Below are 16092 nucleotides of genomic sequence, written 5' to 3' on the forward strand. Positions count from 1 at the left end.
GGTCGGAACAGTGCTATTTCGAGAAGTCGGGCAGCAGGTCGGCGAAGGCCGTGTCCAGCGTGGCCAGGCCCTTGTCGAGGGTCTCGGCGCCGGAGGCGATCTTCGGGAGCTCCTGGTCCATCGGACCCCACAGCGAGGAGTACTCCGGCAGCTCGGGTCGCGGCTGGGCGGCCGGGAGCACCGTCTGGAAACCGGCGATGCCCGGGTCGGCCTTGACCTCGTCGGTGTAGGCGTCGTCGCGGGTCGGGAGCGTGGAGTTCTTCAGCGCGATCTGCTCCTGGCTCTTCGCGGAGGTCATGAACTTCACGAACTTCGCGGAGGCTTCCTGGTGCGCCTCGTCCGAGCCGGCGTAGATCGACAGGTTGTGACCGCCGGTCGGGGCGCCCGCCTCGCCGGTCGAGCCGGCCGGCACGGTCGCGATGCCGAGGTTGTTCTTGTCCTGGAACGCCGAGCCCTTGTAGAAGTTCGTGATCTCCCAGGGACCCTGGATGATCGCGGCGACCTTGCCGTTGACGAAGGCGTCCTGGATGTGGGCGTACGCGTCGGCGGTCGTGTCCGCCTTGTGCAGGCCCTCACCGTTGAACAGACCCTGCCAGGTGGTCAGGCCCTTCTTGGCCTCCGGGGAGGTGATGGTGATCTTCTTGGCCTCGGCGTCGACCATGTTGGTGCCCTCGCCGTAGAGGAACGGGGTGGCGTAGTAGGCCGAGGTCGAGCCCCAGTAGCCGTCGACGCCGGTCTTGGCCTTGACCGTCGCGGCGTCCTTCTTGAGGTCGTCCCAGGTCGCGGGCGCCTCGGTGATGCCGGCCTTCTCGAAGAGCGCCTTGTTGTAGACCAGCGCCAGGGTGTCGGTGACGAACGGCACGCCGTAGGTCTTGCCGTCGAACTCGGCCTGCTTGATCAGGTTGGGCTGGAAGGCGTCCTTCTCCTCGAGCGCCTCGGTGTCGTCGAGGGGAGCGAGGAAGCCCTTCTGCGCGAACGCCGGGGTCCAGCCGACCTCGGCGCGGAGGACGTCGGGGGCGCCGCTGGCACCGGCCGCGGTGTCGAACTTGTTCTGCGCCTGGTCGAACGGCACGTTGACGTACTTGACCTTGATGTCCGGGTTGGCCTTCTCGAAGTCCTTGACGAGGGCCTTGTAGGTCGGGGCCTCGTTGGTTGCGTTCGAGGTGTCCCACCAGGTGATGGTGACCGGGCCGTCGCTGCTGTCGCCGCTGCTACCGCCACATGCCGTTGCCGCGAGGACGAGCGATGCCGCCACTGCGGTGGCCACGATGCCACGTCGCATGAGTTCTCCTTCGATATGGGGCCGGGCGAGGAAGCCGCCCGGTGGTGTGACGAAGGTAACCCTGCGTCGAGGAGAATGTAAGAGCCTTTCAGCAAAAGTTGCAAACTTGCTGAAAGTTCTTGCAGGGCATGTGGTGAGGGGGCATGATGTGACCGTGCCCATAACACCAGCCTCCGCCCGTCTTGCTGACATCGCGGCCCATGCGGGCGTCAGTGAGGCGACGGTCAGTCGCGTCCTCAACGGTAAGCCGGGGGTCGCCGCGGCGACGCGCGAGGCGGTGCTGGCGGCGATCGACGTCCACGGCTACGAGCGCCCGGTGAAGCTGCGCCAGCGCAGCGAGGGCCTGGTCGGGCTGATCACGCCCGAGCTCGACAACCCGATCTTCCCGGCGCTCGCGCAGGTCATCGCGCAGGGGCTGACCCGGCAGGGCTACACCCCGGTGCTCGCGACCCAGACCCCCGGTGGCTCGACCGAGGACGAGCTCACCGAGATGCTGGTCGATCGCGGCGTCACCGGGATCATCTTCGTCTCCGGTCTGCACGCGGACACCACCGCGGACATGACCCGCTACGAGAAGCTCCGCGCCCAGGGCGTCCCCTACGTCCTCCTCGACGGTTTCAGCCCCGACATCAAGGCTCCGTTCATCTCGCCCGACGACCGTGAGGCGATGCAGCTGGCGGTCACCCACCTGGCCACGCTCGGCCACACCAAGATCGGCCTGGCCGTCGGCCCCCGCCGCTTCGTGCCGGTCCAGCGCAAGATCGAGGGCTTCGTGGCGACCATGGTCGAGCGCTTCGGCCTCAGCGCCGAGGAGGTCGAGAAGGGCCACATCCGCGACTCGCTCTTCACCCTCGAGGGCGGCCAGGCCGCGGCCTCCGCACTCCTGGACGAGGGCTTCACCGCGATCGTCTGCGCCAGCGACATGATGGCGCTCGGCGCCATCCGCGCGGCCCGCTCGCGCGGCCTGCAGGTCCCCGAGGACATCTCCATCGTGGGCTACGACGACTCCCAGCTCATCGCCTTCACCGACCCGCCGCTGACCACGGTGCGCAAGCCCGTCCCCGCGATGGGCCAGGCCGCGGTGCGCGCCATCCTCGACGAGATCGCCGGCACCGGCGCACCCCACTCGGAGTTCGTCTTCCACCCCGAGCTGGTCGTTCGCGGCTCCACCGCGTCCGGCCCGCGCGTCAACCCCTGACCTGTCGGGAGGAGCCGGCACGCGGCTGGCAGGATGGGCGCGTGACGATTGTGGCTGCTGCTGACGGTTCGGCGCTCGGAAACCCGGGTCCCGCGGGGTGGGGTTGGTACGTGGACGAGTCCACCTGGGCGTGCGGCGGATGGCCCCACGGCACCAACAACCAGGGCGAGCTGACCGCCGTCCTCGACCTGCTGCAGCAGACCGCCCACACCGGCGAGCCCCTGCTCATCTACTGCGACTCCAAGTACGTCATCAACTCGGTCACCAAGTGGATGGCGGGCTGGAAGCGCAAGGGCTGGAAGAAGGCCGACGGCAAGCCCGTCCTCAACGTCGAGATCATGAAGGAGCTCGACGCGGCGATGCAGGGCCGCAACGTACGTTTCGAGTGGATCAAGGGCCACTCCGGACACCCGCTCAACGAGGCCGCCGACCGGCTCGCGAACGGCGCCGCGCTGGCCTATCAGGCGGGAAGTGCGCCGGACCCGGGCCCGGGCTTCGCGGGTGCCGTCGAGGCGCCCGCGATCGCTCCGCAGGTCGCGCGACCCGAGCCTGAGGAGCCGGACGACCTGCTCGGCCTGCTGAGCTCCGAGCCGCCCGCGATCGAGGAGCCGGCGGCGTACTCCTTCTCCGCCGAGCAGAGCCGGATCGACCCCGACTGGGTGCACCGGATGCTCTCCCAGTCCTACTGGGCGAGCGACCGCACGCGGGAGGTTCAGGACGCGGCCAACAAGGGGTCACGCTGCTACGGCGTCTACGACGCGGCGGGCAACCAGGTCGCCTTCGCCCGTGTGGTCAGCGACTTCGCGGCCTTCGCCTGGCTGTGCGACGTGATCGTCGACCCGGGCGTACGCGGCCAGGGGATCGGCAAGCTGCTGATCGAGGGCGTCGTCGCCGATCTCGAGCCCTACCGGATCCGCCGCACGCTGCTCGCCACCGAGGACGCCCACGAGCTCTACTCGAAGTACGGCTGGGAGCCGCTGCCCGCGCCCGAGCGCTGGATGATCCGCAACCGCTAGGGCATCGCCTCAGTGGTGGAAGGCTCGAGCGCGGCGATGTCGCGCCGGCGCCCGACGCTGACAACGCCCCACGCGACCAGGGTGAAGGCCGCGGCGATTCCGGCGACGTAGAAGGCGACGACGAGATAGCCGTCCTGGACGTGCGGGTTGAGGAACGGGTAGGGATACCACCATCCGTCCCCGGTGAGCGGGGAGACCACGAGCTCGCCGCGCACCAGCGTGTAGACCACCCAGGCGATCGGCCACGAGATGACGACCGCGATCGTGCGCCACGGCAGCCGCCGGCGCGGGGGAGCGAAGAGCAGGTCGGCGACGAGGAAGATCGGTCCGATGAGGTGCAGCACCTCGTTGGCCCACGGCGTCGCGGCCAGCGCGATCCCGCGCAGCAGCAGGTTGTAGACGATCCCGGTGATGGTCATGAACGTCGTCGCCGCGGCGAGCAGCACGGCGATCCACACCGGCTCCTGACCGGACCGGGTCAGGGCCCAGACCGCGCCGGCGACGAGCGCAGCCACGGCGAAGAGGTTCGACTCGATCGTGAAGTAGCTGAAGAAGTTCACCAGGACCGTCGCCGTGCTGGAGCCTTCCGCGGGCACCGTACGCAGGGCGTTGCGGAACTCGGCCAGGACGGCCGCGAGGATGAGCGCGGCCGTCGCCAGGCGCAGGATCGACCAGGTCTTCGTCACGAACTCACCGTAAGGCCGAGGCGGGCCGATCGTGGTGCTGATTCGGGGTGAGCCAGGTCGTGTCTCCGTGCTAGTTTCGTCGCGATCGTGATCCGACGGCAGGAGGTGAGTCCCGTGTACGCAACGTCCACAGCGGGTGCTCCCCGCCGCCCACGATCGCGCGGCTGAGCCCAGATCCGGGCCGGCCACCGGGAGCGCCTGCGGAAACGCTTCGAAAGGCGACTCCCATGAACACGACCTCTTCTTCGCGACCAGCCTTCACCGGCAAGAGTGCGCTGGTCCTCGGCGGTGGCGGGTCGGCAGGCAACGCCTGGCTGATCGGCGTCGTCGCCGGCCTGCTCGACGGCGGGCTGGATGTGACCAGGGCCGACCTGGTCATCGGCACCTCGGCCGGCGCGACGGCCGCGGCCCAGCTCGGTGGCGCGAGCCCGTCCGACCTGCTGGCCGCCGTCCTCTCGGCGCCGATTCCCCAGGCCACGACAGGGCAGCGTGGCCCCATCTCCTGGGCCCACCTCGAGCGGACCGAGGCCATCATCGCGGCATCGGCCGACCTGCCCGACATGCGGCGCCGGATCGGCGCGGACGCGATCGAGCTCGCCGAGGCCTCGGGTGCGGCCGGGCGGGAGCGCTGGCGCGAGACCGTCGCGGCCCGGCTGCCGAGCCCGCGCTGGCCGGAGAGCCACGTTCTCCTCACCGTCGTGGACGCCGACACCGGTGAGCCCGTCGAGCTCGGTCGCGACAGCGGCGTCGACCTGGTCGACGCCGTGGCCGCCAGCTGCGCGGGCGGCCCTGCGTACGCGATCGACGGGCATCACTACATCGACGGTGGCTACCGTCGCTCGAGCGAGAACGCCGACCTGGCGGCGGGATACGAGCGCGTGCTCGTGCTCTCGCCCCTGGGTGGCCGGACGCGGCATCCGGCGGGATGGCGCAGCGACCTCTCCGCACAGGTCGACGAGCTGCGCGCGGGCGGCAGCGGGGTGGAGGTGATCCTCCCCGACACCGGCTCGCGCGAGGCCTTCGGCGACAACATGATGAACCCGGCGACCCGACCGCCCGCGGCTCGGGCCGGCCAGCGCCAGGGCTTTCGCCTTGCCGAGAAGTTAGCCGAGTTCTGGAGGCGATGAGGGCAGCCGCGGCGTACGTTCTTCCCGAGGAGCTGTCGAAAGCGGCCGGACCCGTTCGTGGAGCGAGTGAGGGGTGGCGACGAGCGCTGCCCGAAAACAGGAGGTTGTCGATGACCAAGTATCTGATCTCGTTCCGCGACGAGGCGGTCGACTTCCACGACGAGGAGGTGGCCGACATCGCCGAAGCGTCCTCGGCGATGACCCGCGAGGCCGTCGAGGCCGGTGTCTTCGTCTTCGGTGGTGGGATCAAGGGCGGTCTCGAGGACGCCTGGACCGTCGACGAGGCCGGCGTGGTCACCGACGGTCCCTACCCGGAGAGCAAGGAGCACCTCGGCGGCTTCATCATCGTCGACGTGGACACGCTCGAGGACGCCCTGATGTGGGCCGGGAAGTGTGCCGCGGCATGCCGTGCCACCATGCAGGTCCGCGAGCTGCTCGCCGGGGCTGAGGCGCGTTGACGACGACCGGGGTCGTCGGCGGCGGGATCGTCGGAATGGCGGTGGCGCGGGAGATCCTGCGCCGCCGCCCCGCCGAGACGGTGATCGTCTTCGAGAAGGAGCGCACCCTCGGTGCTCATCAGACCGGCCACAACTCCGGCGTGGTCCACGCCGGCATCTACTACCGGCCCGGCAGCCTCAAGGCCCAGCTCTGCACCCGCGGCCGCGATCTGCTCAAGGAGTTCGCGGCCGAGCACCGGATCCCGCTCGAGGAGTGCGGCAAGCTCGTCGTCGCGGTGGCGGAGTCGGAGATGGGCCGCTTCGACGCGCTGGAGAAGACGGCCACCGAGAACGGCGTGCCCGGCCTGAGACGGGTCGGCCCCGAGGAGATGAAGGAGATCGAGCCGTACGCCGCGGGCCTGGCCGCCCTGCACTCGCCCCGGACTGCGATCACCGACTACGTCGCTGTGACCGAGGCCCTCGGCCGCAGCATCACCGAGGCCGGGGGAGAGGTACGCCTCGGCGAGGAGGTCACCGGCATCCACCGCGTCCCCGGCGGCATCGAGGTGGCGACTCCCACCGGCCGGACCCGGGTCGACCACCTGGTCGTCTGCGGCGGCCTGGAGTCCGACCGGCTCGGCGAGCTGACCGGCGGGCCGAAGGCGCCTCGGATCATCCCGTTCCGCGGTGAGTACATGCAGGTCAGCGAGGCGAAGCAGGATCTCGTCCGCGGTATGGTCTATCCCGTTCCCGACCCGCGCTACCCGTTCCTCGGCGTGCACTTCACCCGCCGCGTCGGCGGTGGACTCGAGGTCGGTCCCAATGCCTTCCTGGCGCTCAGCCGCCGGCGCTACGGCCGCGCGTCGCTGACACCGCGCGACCTGGTCGACACGCTGGCGTGGCCCGGGTTCTGGCGGTTCGCCGCCGAGCACTGGCGCACCGGCTTCACGGAGCTTCGCGGCGTACTGTCCACGCAGGCCTACATGCGCGAGGCGCAGCGCTACGTGCCCGAGATCGGCGCAGCGGACGTCGAGCGGGCGGGCCTCGGGCTGCGGGCCCAGGCCGTCGAGCGCGACGGCTCGCTGGTCGACGACTTCGTCATCCACCACTCCGACGGCATCACGTCCGTGCGCAACGCCCCGAGCCCGGCCGCGACCTCCAGCCTGGCGATCGCCGAGTACGTCGTGGACCGGATGCCCTAGCCGGTTGTGGGCTCAGTCGACCTGCTCGCCGGCGGGCCAGTCGGCGGGGTAGTCCTGGGCGACGCGGTCGTGCTCCTTGGTGAGCTTCTTGCGGGCCTTGGCCGAGATGCGGTCGCCGAAGACGGTGCCGTTGGTGTGGTCGGTCTCGTGCTGGAGGCAGCGGGCGAGGAGGCCGTTGCCCTCGAAGTGGACCGGCTGTCCGTCGAGGCCGAGGCCGTCGACGGCGGCCCAGTCGGGGCGCCCGCAGTCGATGAAGGCGCCGGGGAAGGAGAGGCAGCCCTCGAGGTCGACGTCGAGGTGGCGGTCGTCGCCCTCGGGCAGGGTCAGCACCGGGTTGCAGACGACGCCGACGGTGCGCCGGCCGGTGGCGTCGGGGCAGTCGAAGACGAAGATGGCGACGTCCTCGCCGATCTGGTCGGCGGCCAGGCCCACGCCCTCGGCGGCGTACATCGTCGCGACCATGTCGGCGGCCAGCTCGGCGAGCGCGGCGTCGAAGACCTCGACCTGCTTCTTCGGCCGGTGCATGACCGGGGTGCCCCAGCGCGTGATCGGCCGCACCCTCCCGCCCTCGGGCAGGGCGCCGTGGGGCGCGAGCGGCGAAGCGGATTCGAGCGAGGAGTCGGCCATGTGCCAACCCTATAAACAAGCGCTGGATGGTTTGTTACCGCCATCACCACCGGCAAGTGTAGACCGCGTTGTAACTCCCAGTTACAGTTCTACCCATGAGTATCCTCCAAGGCCTACGTGGCGGGATCGCGAACGGCGTCCCGTCCGGCGAGTCGCGTGATCCGATCGGATTCGCCGTGGCCGGTCTGCGCAAGCTCTCGCAGAGCCCTGCGCTCGACCGGCTCGGTGTCCGCAAGCAGACCGAGCAGGTCGTCTTCACGGTGACCCGCAGCGGGTTCAAGACGATGGCGGCGACCAGCCGCGCGTTCAAGAAGAAGGGCAAACAGGGCGCTCCGGGCGTGCGCGTGCCCAACGCCATCCCCCAGGGCGTCTTCGACCTGACCCCGAGCGAGGACGAGCAGATGCTCGTCGACGTCGTCACCGAGTTCGCCGCCGAGGTCGTGCGTCCCGCGGCGGCCGAGGCCGACGAGGCCTGCGCCGCGCCGGACGAGCTGCTCAAGTCCAGCCTGGAGATCGGGCTGCCGATCCTGGGTGTTCCCGAGGAGCTCGGCGGCATCTCCGAGACCCGCTCGGCGGTCGCCGGCACCCTGGTCGCCGAGGCGCTCGCCAAGGGCGACCTCGGTCTGGCCGTCGCCGCGCTCGCGCCCGGCTCGGTCGCGACCGCGCTCGGTCTGTGGGGCACCGACGAGCAGCAGCAGACCTACCTGCCCGCCTTCACCGAGGGCAACGTGCCCGCGGCCGCGTTCGCTCTCAACGAGGACAAGGTCCTCTTCGACGTGCTCTCCCCGTCGACCACGGCCACGAAGACGGCTGACGGCTACACGATCACCGGCGCCAAGTCGCTGGTCGCCCGCGGCGCCGAGGCCGAGCTCTTCGTGGTCGGCGCCTCGCTCGACGGCAAGCCGGTCCTGTTCCTCGTCGAGTCCTCGACACCGGGCCTGAGCATCGAGTCCGAGCCCGCCATGGGCGTACGCGCCGCCTCGCTGACCAAGCTGACCCTGACCGACGTCAAGGTCCCCGCGACCGCGGTCCTCGGTGAGACCGACGGCTCGACCTACACCGAGGCCGTGCGGCTCTCCCGCCTCGCCTGGTGCGCGCTGTCGATCGGCGTCGGCCAGGCCGTCCTCGACTACGTGACCCCCTACGTCAAGGAGCGCGAGGCGTTCGGCGAGCCGATCGCCCACCGCCAGTCGGTCGCGTTCATGGTCGCCAACATCGCGATCGAGCTCCAGGCGATGCGCCTGGTGACCTACAAGGCCGCCAGCCGGGTGGCCCAGGGTATCGACGCGACCCGCGAGATCGCCCTGGCTCGCAAGCTGTGTGCCGACAAGGGCATGCAGATCGGCCTCGACGGCGTCCAGCTGCTCGGCGGCCACGGCTTCGTCAAGGAGCACCCGGTGGAGCGGTGGTACCGCGACCTGCGTGCGATCGGGATCATGGAAGGCACGGTGCTGGTCTGATGGCCATCAATCTGGAGGACCCCAAGAAGCTCAAGCCGCTGCGCGAGCAGATCCACCAGGTCGCGATGAACATGCTGCGACCGATCTCGCGCAAGTACGACAAGGCCGAGCACGAGTACCCGACCGAGCTCGACATGCTCGCCGCCATGGCCGACGGCCTGGCCGAGTCGGGGCAGGGTGAGGGCGCGGGCGCCACCGGCGTACGCCGCGACTCCAAGCCCGACGACGGCAAGGTCAAGAACGGCGCCAACATGTCCTCGGTCATCTCCGTGTCGGAGATGTGCTGGGGCGACGTCGGCCTCACCCTCGCGATGCCGCGCCAGGGTCTGGGCAACTCGGCCATCGCGTCGGTCGCCAACGACGAGCAGCACGAGCGCTTCGACGGCGTCTGGGCCGCGATGGCGATCACCGAGCCGGGCACCGGCTCCGACTCGGCCAACATCAAGACCACTGCCACGCTCGACGGTGACCACTACGTGCTCAACGGCGAGAAGATCTTCGTCACCTCCGGCGACCGCTCCGACGCGGTCGTGGTGTGGGCGACGCTCGACAAGGAGCTCGGCAAGGCGGCGATCAAGTCGTTCGTGGTCGAGAAGGGCACGCCCGGGATGAAGGTCGAGCGTCTCGAGCACAAGCTCGGGATCAAGGCCTCCGACACCGCCACGATCACCTTCACCGACTGCCGGGTGCCTGCCGAGAACCTGCTCGGGAGCCCCGAGATCAACGTCAAGGAGGGCTTCGCCGGCGCGATGGCCACCTTCGACAACACCCGTCCGCTGGTGGCCTCGATGGCGGTCGGCTGCGCCCGCGCCGCGCTCGACTACACCCGCGACCTGCTGCGGAAGGCGGGTGTCGAGATCGACTACGACCGCCCGGCCCACCTACAGTCGGCGGCCGCGGCGAAGTTCATCCAGCTCGAGTCGGACTACGAGGGGGCCTACCTCCTCATGCTCCAGGCCGCCTGGATGGCCGACAACCGCCAGCCCAACTCCAAGGAAGCCTCCATGGCCAAGGCCAAGGCCGGCCGGATGGGCTCGGACGTGACCCTGTCCTGCGTCGAGCTGGCCGGCACCATCGGCTACTCCGAGGGTGAGCTGCTGGAGAAGTGGGCCCGCGACTCGAAGATCCTCGACATCTTCGAGGGCACCCAGCAGATCCAGCAGCTGATCGTCGCTCGCCGGGTCCTGGGCCTCTCCTCCGCCGAGCTCAAGTAGAACCCGGGCCGAGTCGGCTCGTCCTGACCAGGATCCACGCCGAGTTGGCGCGTTCTAACGCGCCGACTCGGCGTCGGGGTCTCGGGGTGACGGTAGGGTCACCGGCCGTGAGCGTACTTGTGGTGTCAGCGACGAGGGCCGAGGCGGCCCATGTTCCCTCCGGGCTCAAGGTGGTCATCACCGGGATGGGGAAGGTGGCGTCCGCCTCGGCCGTCTCGCGTGTGCTGGCGGCCGACAAGACCATCCAACAGGTCGTCAACATCGGTTCGTGCGGCGCTCTGCGCGACGGCCACACCGGGATCTACGAGGTCGGAACGGTGCTCAACCACGACTTCTCCTCCGCCGCGATCCGGGCGCTCGGCCATCCCGTGGAGGATGCGCTGGAGGTCGGGGAGTCGGAGATCGTCTGCGCCACCGGGGACCTGTTCGTCACCGACGCCGTCGTACGCGCGGAGCTCGCCCAGCGGGCCCACCTGGTCGACATGGAGGCTTTCGCCGTCGCCTGGGCGGCCCGCGAGGCCGGCGTACCGGCGCGGATCGTGAAGCACGTCTCCGACAACGCCGACGAGACCGCCCTCGACTGGGCCAACGTCGTCGACCGCTCGGCGCGCGATCTCGGAGCGTGGCTCGCCGCGAACGTGTGACGTGCGCCCCTGTCCCGGCGTGTCGGAGTGACCCGATGCCACGGCCTACTCACCGGTAGCACCACAATCCAGGTGTGGACGCATTGCAATCGGGAGTGGCGGAGCTGCTCCGCTCCCGCCTCGGCGGGAACGGTCGGGACAACGGTGACGAGGCGACCCTGGCGCTGGTGATCGAGGGCGGCGGCATGCGCGGCATGCTGTCGGCGACGATGGCCTCGGTGCTCGCCGACCACGGTCTCGTGGATGCGATCGACCTGGTGGTCGGCACCTCCGCCGGCGCTGCCAATGCGACCGCGGTGGCGGCGGGGACGATCGGTGCCTTCAGCGAGTCGTACGCCTCGGTGTTCGCCTCGCCCGAGTACATCGGCGCCGGGCGGATGCTGCGGCGCAAGTCGATGGTGGACACCCGGGGGATCACCACCCGGTCCTCGGAGCTGTTCGAGTGGTCGCTGGCGCTGCGTGACGGCGCGCCCCGTCTGGCGGCCGTGGCGACCGACGTGGTGACCGCGAAGTCCGTCCCGCTCACCGACTTCTCCGACGCCACCGACCTCGCCGACTCGGTGATCGCCTCCAGCCAGCTGCCCCTGGCCGGCGGCCTCCCCGTGACCGTACGCGGCCGCCGCTGGCTCGACGGCGGGCTGATCGAGGCGGTGCCGGTCGCCTCGGCGGCGGCCCTCGGGGCGACGCACGCGATCGTGCTGGTGACCCGGCCGTTCGGGACTGCGCCCAGCTATGGTCCGGCCGACCGGGTCATCGAGCGCTACCTGCGCCGGGTGAACCCGGAGCTCGGTGACCTCTACCGCACCCGGCCGGAGCGCTACCGCAGCACGGTCGCGGAGATGAGGGCCGGCAGCCACGCCGGCGTGCACACGCTGACGTTCGCGCCCGGTGCGGGTGACCCGATCCCGGGTCGCACCGAGACCGACGTCGACCTGTTGCGGGCCGCCCGTGACGCCGCCGTCGCCACCGCGACCAGGAGGCTCGCCGAGGCGGGCCTGGTCTGAGCCGGCGGGCCGGGCGGGATGCTGACCGAGGTAACTCGGTCAGCGGCTACTGACCTCGTGGGACTCCACGAAGTCAGTGTCAGCTCACCGAGTTACCCTTCGACAGGCTCAGGACATCGCCTCGGTGAACATCGCGCCCGCCGACGGGCTGGCGATCAGGTGCCCCGGGGCGCCGTAGCCGGCCTCGGCGAAGGCCTTGTCGATGGCCGCGCTGACGGTCTCGACGGCGGCAGCGGGGAGGATCGAGACGATCGAGCCACCGAACCCGCCGCCGGTCATCCGGGCGCCGTCGGCACCGGCGCCGACCGCGGTCGCGACGGCCAGGTCGAGCTCGGGGACCGAGATCTCGAAGTCGTCGCGCATCGAGGCGTGCGAGGCGGCGAAGAGCTCACCGATCGCGGTCCAGTCACCTGCGCCCAGGGCGGCCACCGTGGGCTCGACCCGGGCGATCTCGGTGACGATGTGACGGGCCCGGCGGCGTACGACGTCGTCGGCGAGGGTCTCGACCTGCTCCAGGGTGGCCTCGCGCAGCGAGCGCAGCCCGAGATCGGCGGCGGCTTTCTCGCACTGGGCGCGCCGAGAGGCGTAGCCGCCATCGGTGAGCTGGTGCTTGACCCGGGTGTCGGTGACCAGGATGGTGCGCTCGCCCAGGGCCAGCGGGACGCTGCGGTGCTCGCCGGACTCGAAGTCGATCAGCAGCGCGCCCCCGGACTCGGCGAAGACCGCGACCGACTGGTCCATGCCGCCGGTCGGCGCGTTGGCGACCTCGGTCTCGGCCCGGATCCCGGCGGCGACGACAGCCCGTCGCAGATCCTCGTCGAGCACTCGGCCGGCGACACCGAGCGCCGCCATCGCGGTGGCGCACTCGACCGACGCCGAGGAGGACAGGCCCGCGCCGAGCGGGACCGACGACTCCAAGTGCATGTCCAGGCCACCGGTCACGAGTCCGGCCTCGCGCAGGGTCCACAGCACCCCCGCGACGTACGCGGCCCAGCCATCGATCTCAGGTCCGAGCTCGTCGACGTGGCCGGTGAACGGCTCCGGCTCCTGGGCCGAGGCGATCCGGATGACCCCGTCGATGCGCGGCGCGGCCGCGGCGTAGGTGGCGTGGGGGAGTGCCACCGGCAGCACCAGCCCGGCGTTGTAGTCGGTGTGCTCGCCGATCAGGTTGACGCGGCCCGGCGCCCTCCCGACCACCGTGGCCTCGGTGCCGAAGGTGGTGAGCAGCGCCTCGGTCGCGCGCGCGGTGAGGTCGGTCGGTTCGAGCATGCCGCAAAGTCTGCCCGGTCCCTCCCCGGAAGACCTCACCCGGGTGCTCTCAGTGGCGTGAGGAGTTGCGCGAGCGGCCACGGACGATGCCGATGAAGGTCTGTACACGCTCGTCGTCGTTGTCGATCAGCCAGGCCAGGCCGACCGTGGTGGGCTCGATCCCGGCCACCGGACGGAAGACCGCGTCCTTGCGGTGGTAGAGCCGCGCGATCGACATCGGCACGATCGCCACGCCGGTGCCGGCCGCGACCGTCTCGACCGCGTCCTTCTCGCTCATCGGCGGCCAGGCCAGCTGCTCGGCGCTCGGTGTCCAGCCCCCGCGCTCGGGGATCACCAGCTGCTCCTCGGCGAGGTCGTCGAGGGTGACCTCCTCGAGCAGGGAGAGCAGGTGCTCGTGGCCCATCACCGCGACCGGCTGCTCCTCGTAGAGCGGGATGCAGTGGAGCCCGTCGCGGTCGATCGGCAGGCGCACAAGCGCCATGTCGAGCTCGCCCGCGCGCAGCAGCCGCTCCTGCTCCTCCTCGGTGACCGGGACCAGCTCGAGGCGCTCACGGCTGCGGTCACGCCAGATCCGGGCCCACTTGTCGGGAGTGGCTCCGGTGACGAAGCCGACGGTGAAGGTCACCGTCGCATCCTCCCATCATTCTGTGCAGAATCCCGCCACGGATCCGGTGCCGATATTCCGCGCAGAAGAATGCGGTGTTCTCTACCAGCCTCAAGTTTCTATCGAGTGACAGTTTTGCTAAGGTCGAAGACGTCAGCCGAGACCGGCTGCCGGACGAGGGAGCCGTACCCGGAGGCGCGACAAGACGGCCGTCTGGAGTGGTCATGTCCTGGCTTTTTCTTGTTGGATCCGGCGTCCTCGAGGCCGTGTGGGCGCTCGCCCTGGGCCGCACCGAGGGCTTCTCGCGGCTGGTCCCGTCGGTCGTCTTCGGCATCGCCCTGCTCGGCAGCCTGGTGGGGCTCGCGATGGCCATGCGCACCCTGCCGATCGGCACCGCCTACGCCGTGTGGGTCGGGATCGGCGCCGCGCTCACCGTCGGCTACTCGATGGTGGCGGGGGAGGAGGCGATCAGCCCCGTACGTGTCGTGCTGATCATCGCGCTCGTCGGTTGTGTCGTCGGCCTCAAGCTCACGCACTGACCGGTTTGCGGGCAGACACGTCCCCCAGCGCTTGACTCTTTCGATATGAGTGCGAAACTTGCCCTCTCCAACCTTATCTATCGTGCGACAGAAAAAGGCGATGCCACGGTGTCACAGATCTCGCCGCGCCCGGGTCGCGGCCGTCCACGGCTGCTTCCCGGCAAGATTGCGGCGAACCCCCGAGATCAGATCCTCGCTGCCGCCGCGGAGCTCTTCGTGGGCCGCGGCTATGCCGGCACCACCACCCGCGAGATCGCGGAGGGTGCCGGGCTGAGGCAGGCCTCCATCTACTACCACTTCGGCAGCAAGGAGGAGATCCTCGCGGTGCTGCTCGAGCGCTCGGTCCAGGACCGGGTCGAGCAGGCCGGGAAGATCGAGGCCGGGATGGGGTCGGTCACTCCGGAGGTCGGCCTCTACGCCCTCGCCGTCAGCGACATGAGCGCGCTGGTCGCGATGCCCTACAACATCGGCATGCTCTACCGGCTCCCCGACGTCATAGCCTCACCGGTCTACGACCGCTACGGCCATCTCCGCGACGACCTGGTCGCCGGCTACGGACGGGTCGCGCAGCGGGCCGCGGGCGCGAAGGTCTCGGCGAGCAGCGGCGAGCCCGGGCTCGGCGAGCTGCTCGTGCAGATGGTCGAGAGCGTGGTCAGCCTCCGCCGAGACGACCGGGTCGGCAGCACGACCGTCGCCACGATCGCCTCGGCCTGCCTGAGGCTGTGCGGCGTCGCCGAGGACGCGATCGAGCAGGCGCGCGAGGCGGCGCTCACCGCACTCGCCCGCGCCTGACCTGGCCGGCCGGACACCGCCCTCAGCCGGTCGTGCTCAGTGCATCCCCGGCTCGTGGGCCAGGTGGGTCTCGGGCTCGAGCTGGAAGGTGGAGTGCTCGACGTCGAAGTGTCCGGCCAGGCAGGCCTGGACCCGGTCGAGAACCTTCGGCGCACTGCCGTCGAGGAAGCACTCCGGGCGCAGGGTCAGGTGGGCGGAGACGGTGGGCAGGCCCGAGGTGACGGTCCAGGCGTGCAGGTCGTGCACGTCGACCACGTCGTCGACGTCGAGCAGGTGCTGGCGGAGGTCCTCGACGACGACCTCCGCCGGCGCACCTTCCAGCAGGATGCGGCCGCTGTCGCGGAGCAGCCGCACACCCGCGTACGTCATCAGGGCGACGACCACGAGCGAGGCCACCGGGTCCGCGCGGGTCCAGCCGGTGAGCAGGATGACGACGGCCGCGACGAGGGTGCCGATGAAGCCGTAGAGGTCGGAGAGGACGTGCTGGTAGGCGCCCTCGACGTTGAGCGAGGTGCGGTTGGCGCGCGCCATCAGGGCGGCGGCGAGGACGTTGACGACGCAGCCGACGACGGCGACGACGAACATCGGCCAGCCCTCGGCGTCGGGCGGGTCGATCAGGCGCCGGATCGCCTCCACCCCGACCACCGCGGCGAAGACGAGCAGCGTGATGCCGTTGAGCGCCGCGGAGAGGATCTCGGCGCGCTTCCAGCCGTAGGTCCACTGGCCGTGGGCCGGCCGCGCGGCCAGCCGCATCGCCCACAGCGCCGCGGCGATCGCGCCGACGTCGGTGAGCATGTGGCCGGCGTCGGCCAGCAGCGCGAGCGAGTTGGCGAGGATCGCGACCGTCACCTCGCCGATCAGGAACACACCCAGCAGCGACATCGCGGCGATCAGGTAGCGCCGGTCCGCCGCGGGAGAGATGTGGTCGTGGTCGTGCCCCATGTTCGCTGAGTCTAGGTCGGATTCTCGCGTGCGCCCGCCAGGCGGTCGT

At 70.4% G+C, this 16092-nt stretch carries 17 protein-coding genes and 1 riboswitch; of the genes, 11 read left to right on the forward strand and 6 right to left on the reverse strand.

The annotated features are described in order from the left end of the window. Positions 1-13: 13 nt before the first annotated feature. Positions 14-1282, reverse strand: coding sequence for an extracellular solute-binding protein (locus OG984_RS03560; RefSeq protein ID WP_328530275.1), 1269 nt, complete (start codon positions 1280-1282; stop codon positions 14-16). 154 nt (positions 1283-1436) lie between these two features. On the opposite strand from OG984_RS03560, the gene OG984_RS03565 reads away from it, so the two are divergent. Together OG984_RS03565 and OG984_RS03570 are read left to right on the forward strand one after the other, a co-directional pair. Then, complete coding sequence (locus tag OG984_RS03565; protein WP_328530276.1) at positions 1437-2480, forward strand: LacI family DNA-binding transcriptional regulator; 1044 nt, start codon at positions 1437-1439, stop codon at positions 2478-2480. A 41-nt stretch (positions 2481-2521) separates the two neighbouring features. Next, positions 2522-3496: a GNAT family N-acetyltransferase gene (locus OG984_RS03570; RefSeq protein WP_328530277.1), complete on the forward strand. Its 975-nt coding sequence runs from the start codon at positions 2522-2524 to the stop codon at positions 3494-3496. On the opposite strand, the gene OG984_RS03575 is transcribed toward OG984_RS03570, so the two are convergent. Then, a complete protein-coding gene (locus OG984_RS03575) occupies positions 3493-4182 on the reverse strand; it encodes a Pr6Pr family membrane protein (RefSeq protein WP_328530278.1) in 690 nt (229 codons plus the stop codon). The two genes, OG984_RS03570 and OG984_RS03575, sit on opposite strands and share 4 nt — an antisense overlap. 227 nt (positions 4183-4409) lie before the next feature. Between OG984_RS03575 and OG984_RS03580 the strand changes: the two genes are divergently transcribed. The 3 genes from OG984_RS03580 to lhgO all read left to right on the forward strand — a co-directional run bounded on the left by OG984_RS03580 (position 4410) and on the right by lhgO (position 6948). Then, the gene (locus tag OG984_RS03580) at positions 4410-5309 is read left to right on the forward strand and encodes a patatin-like phospholipase family protein (protein WP_328530279.1); all 900 of its coding nucleotides are present in this window, start codon (positions 4410-4412) and stop codon (positions 5307-5309) included. Positions 5310-5419: 110 nt separating this feature from the next. Further along, complete coding sequence (locus OG984_RS03585; RefSeq protein WP_328530280.1) at positions 5420-5767, forward strand: YciI family protein; 348 nt, start codon at positions 5420-5422, stop codon at positions 5765-5767. Then, positions 5764-6948, forward strand: a complete 1185-nt coding sequence (gene lhgO, locus OG984_RS03590; protein ID WP_328530281.1) for an L-2-hydroxyglutarate oxidase — start codon at positions 5764-5766, stop codon at positions 6946-6948. The genes OG984_RS03585 and lhgO overlap by 4 nt, the downstream gene beginning before the upstream one ends. Before the next feature lie 12 nt (positions 6949-6960). Here lhgO and def read toward each other — a convergent pair whose 3' ends face one another. Next, complete coding sequence (gene def / locus OG984_RS03595; RefSeq protein WP_328530282.1) at positions 6961-7575, reverse strand: peptide deformylase; 615 nt, start codon at positions 7573-7575, stop codon at positions 6961-6963. 95 nt (positions 7576-7670) lie between these two features. Between def and OG984_RS03600 the strand changes: the two genes are divergently transcribed. The 4 genes from OG984_RS03600 (at position 7671) to OG984_RS03615 (ending at position 11897) form a co-directional block, all read left to right on the forward strand. Then, positions 7671-9035, forward strand: a complete 1365-nt coding sequence (locus OG984_RS03600; protein WP_328530283.1) for an acyl-CoA dehydrogenase family protein — start codon at positions 7671-7673, stop codon at positions 9033-9035. Beyond that, complete coding sequence (locus OG984_RS03605) at positions 9035-10249, forward strand: acyl-CoA dehydrogenase family protein (RefSeq protein ID WP_328530284.1); 1215 nt, start codon at positions 9035-9037, stop codon at positions 10247-10249. The genes OG984_RS03600 and OG984_RS03605 overlap by 1 nt, the downstream gene beginning before the upstream one ends. 122 nt (positions 10250-10371) lie before the next feature. Next, a complete protein-coding gene (locus tag OG984_RS03610; protein WP_328530285.1) occupies positions 10372-10893 on the forward strand; it encodes a nucleosidase in 522 nt (173 codons plus the stop codon). A 74-nt stretch (positions 10894-10967) separates the two neighbouring features. Next, positions 10968-11897 (forward strand): patatin-like phospholipase family protein, encoded by a 930-nt coding sequence (locus OG984_RS03615; RefSeq protein ID WP_328530286.1) that lies wholly within the window; start codon positions 10968-10970, stop codon positions 11895-11897. A 108-nt stretch (positions 11898-12005) separates the two neighbouring features. On the opposite strand, the gene galK is transcribed toward OG984_RS03615, so the two are convergent. After that, on the reverse strand, positions 12006-13166 hold the full coding sequence (gene galK, locus OG984_RS03620; protein ID WP_328530287.1) for a galactokinase: 1161 nt from the start codon (positions 13164-13166) through the stop codon (positions 12006-12008). 49 nt (positions 13167-13215) lie between these two features. Beyond that, positions 13216-13791: a LysR family substrate-binding domain-containing protein gene (locus tag OG984_RS03625; RefSeq protein WP_328530288.1), complete on the reverse strand. Its 576-nt coding sequence runs from the start codon at positions 13789-13791 to the stop codon at positions 13216-13218. Between the two features lie 129 nt (positions 13792-13920). Next, positions 13921-13984: riboswitch (guanidine-III (ykkC-III) riboswitch) on the forward strand. 10 nt (positions 13985-13994) lie between these two features. On the opposite strand from OG984_RS03625, the gene OG984_RS03630 reads away from it, so the two are divergent. Further along, positions 13995-14309 carry a DMT family transporter gene (locus OG984_RS03630; protein WP_328530289.1) on the forward strand — a complete coding sequence of 105 codons (315 nt, stop codon included), beginning with the start codon at positions 13995-13997 and terminating at the stop codon, positions 14307-14309. Between the two features lie 108 nt (positions 14310-14417). Continuing rightward, positions 14418-15101, forward strand: a complete 684-nt coding sequence (locus tag OG984_RS03635) for a TetR/AcrR family transcriptional regulator (protein WP_328530290.1) — start codon at positions 14418-14420, stop codon at positions 15099-15101. A 36-nt stretch (positions 15102-15137) separates the two neighbouring features. Here the strand turns inward: OG984_RS03635 and OG984_RS03640 are convergent, their stop codons facing one another. Beyond that, a complete protein-coding gene (locus tag OG984_RS03640) occupies positions 15138-16043 on the reverse strand; it encodes a cation diffusion facilitator family transporter (RefSeq protein ID WP_328530291.1) in 906 nt (301 codons plus the stop codon). Between the last annotated feature and the right edge of the window lie 49 nt (positions 16044-16092).

The sequence above is a fragment of the Nocardioides sp. NBC_00368 genome (genome assembly GCF_036090055.1).
Classification (GTDB): Bacteria; Actinomycetota; Actinomycetes; order Propionibacteriales; family Nocardioidaceae; genus Nocardioides.